This window comes from Streptomyces albicerus (assembly GCF_008905045.1).
In the GTDB taxonomy this organism is placed as follows: domain Bacteria; phylum Actinomycetota; class Actinomycetes; order Streptomycetales; family Streptomycetaceae; genus Streptomyces; species Streptomyces albicerus.
In genome coordinates this window covers 1-1,410 of record NZ_VWMY01000195.1, presented here as the reverse complement: position 1 = coordinate 1,410, position 1,410 = coordinate 1, and the positions used below count along the sequence as shown (strand labels likewise).

The 1,410-nt window shown below is 72.7% G+C and carries 3 protein-coding genes; 1 reads left to right on the top strand and 2 read right to left on the bottom strand.

The window, feature by feature from the left end:
- Both GAS53_RS54855 and GAS53_RS54850 read right to left on the bottom strand, forming a co-directional pair.
- On the bottom strand, positions 1-475 hold a 475-nt coding region (locus GAS53_RS54855; protein WP_192583735.1), incomplete at its 3' end, for an urease accessory protein UreH domain-containing protein.
- A gap of 103 nt (positions 476-578) precedes the next feature.
- Positions 579-773: a hypothetical protein gene (locus tag GAS53_RS54850; protein ID WP_151485300.1), complete on the bottom strand. Its 195-nt coding sequence runs from the start codon at positions 771-773 to the stop codon at positions 579-581.
- On the opposite strand from GAS53_RS54850, the gene GAS53_RS54845 reads away from it, so the two are divergent.
- Complete coding sequence (locus GAS53_RS54845) at positions 772-1,005, top strand: hypothetical protein (protein ID WP_151485299.1); 234 nt, start codon at positions 772-774, stop codon at positions 1,003-1,005. The two genes, GAS53_RS54850 and GAS53_RS54845, sit on opposite strands and share 2 nt — an antisense overlap.
- Positions 1,006-1,410 lie beyond the last annotated feature (405 nt).

Below are 1,410 nucleotides of genomic sequence, written 5' to 3'. Positions count from 1 at the left end.
TGCGCCGCACCAGTTGCCCGAAGGCGGCTGGTGAGCGGGGCACCAGCCGGGCCACCGCCTTGACCCCCATCAGGTCCAGGGCGAACAGGACCATCAGGACGCCGGCGGCGATGAGCAGGACCGCCCGGGTGCGGGGACTGGGCTGCAGCGCGGCACCGAAGGTTCCCAGGAGGGCCCCCAGGAGGGTGTGCGAGAGGAGTTTTCCGGTGAGGAAGGCGCCAACGGGGGCGAGTGGTTCGGCGACCCGCTGCCGTGTGGCGGCCTGGCGCATGCTGCTCTCGCGTGTGCCGACCTGACGCGTGCCGGTCTGACGTGTGCCGGCCTGGCGGGGCGCCCGGCTGCGCGGGGCGTCACCCGTAGTGCGGCGGCCCACGGCGCCGGCCAGCAAGCCTCCTTGTACGGCGGCGCAGGAGGCGCCCCCGGCCAGCAGGCCGGTGCCGGCGCTGGTGAGGAACAGGGTGAGGGTCGAGGCCATACGTTGTGGTTCTCCATCGTGGGAAGGCACGCGCGCATGACGGCGTGCCAGGCTGATCGGACATCCGCGTCCCCCCGGTCGGCGACCGGCGGAACGGGTGCGATCAGGTCCGGCTCACGCAGAGTCTGGCGAGGTCGGGTCCTTCACGGGAGGCGGGGGACGGCGGCGCCCGCTGGACGCTCACCGATCCGGCCACGTCGTCCGCGGCCGCCGAGGGTAGGTGTGCCGCGGGCGGCAGCGGGGCGCTCGACGGACGGTACTGGGCGGACGGCAGGCAGTCCATGACGATGTCATCCATGGGGCACGACGGCGCGGCCATCTCCTGCGCGTCTGCCCGATCCGTGCCGTCCGTCGAGAGCCACGACGTCATCGAGGCCATGGCCATCGCGTCCGTGGGGGCCGCCATCGCGGACTGGGCGAGCCCCGTGGTGCAGAGCCAGGGTGAACACGGCGAGGACGGCCGTCAGCCCGGCGAGCCGCCGGGCCGAAGGCAGCTGCACACGCGTCCTGGCCATGGCACGGGATGCTAGCCCGCGCCGACGCTCCAGCCCCGCTTTTACGGAGATCACAGTGCGGGTTGGCAGCCCGCACCCAGGAGCGCAGCATCCCCATCAGGTACGCCCGCAACCTGTTGACCTGCACAACTCCGACCATCACCAGCCGCGCCCCGCCGGTCGCAGCACCGTACGGGCATGGCGGCGCGCAACCCCGAAAGCCCACAGCGCCCAGCGCCCAGCGCCCAGCGGAAGCCGAGAGGGCGGGCCGAGGGATGGCAAGCCAGGCCGACGCACGGCGGCCAGGGTGAGGCCGATACACCGCCTCCAGCCCAGCCCCCTCGCCGGCCGAAAGTAACCGCGCATCTGCACCTACTATGGCGTTTAGGTTTTCCCGGCAGGAAGGACGCGCTCGGTGCGGGGATTCGGCGAGCTGGAGCA

Bases quoted from the DNA above. Each gene is read 5' to 3' on its own strand.
- GAS53_RS54845 (WP_151485299.1), top strand. From the start codon at position 772: ATGGGGCACGACGGCGCGGCCATCTCCTGCGCGTCTGCCCGATCCGTG.
- GAS53_RS54850 (WP_151485300.1), bottom strand. From the start codon at position 773: ATGGATGACATCGTCATGGACTGCCTGCCGTCCGCCCAGTACCGTCCG.